The organism is Candidatus Symbiothrix dinenymphae (assembly GCF_001431085.1).
The window spans coordinates 1-472 of the sequence record NZ_BBRU01000369.1; the positions used below are offsets into that span (position 1 = coordinate 1).

Annotated in this window: 1 protein-coding gene; it reads right to left on the reverse strand. The window is 36.0% G+C overall.

The window, feature by feature from the left end; genetic code table 11:
- On the reverse strand, positions 1-459 hold a 459-nt coding region (locus ASC50_RS04375; protein WP_226995396.1), incomplete at its 3' end, for a hypothetical protein.
- Positions 460-472: the final 13 nt, after the last annotated feature.

Genomic DNA, 472 nt, shown 5'->3' on the forward strand with positions numbered 1-472 from the left:
TTTGTATTGTCCACGCACTTCTTTTGTTGTCAAAATATCCGGTTTTACATTTGAACAGACCACATATTTCCCGCACAAACTTTCGCTTTGCTCGAACGCAAGCTGATTAAACTCTATCTCAAAACTCTCATTATCAATTACTTTGATAGAAAAATATTTTGACATCCGACATTTTTCAATCGTTTTTTCCACCCTTTTCTTATAGCGTTCAATGTCCGTTTCGGTGAAGGCTGTTTTCAAATTTTTGTTTTTTGTTTTGCCTTCTTGAATTTTATTGTAATTTTCTATATTCCTATCTCTACGCCCTTCCCACGAACTTTTTATCCATGTGAGCAAGTCTTCCACTCTTGTTTTGTGAAGATGGAGGTAATTTTTTTCGGAAGTTTCCAACTCTTCATTGACCGACAAAACATAACGCATATCTCCGTCTTCAACTTCGGCCAATTCCTTGCTGAACATATCTAATTGGATG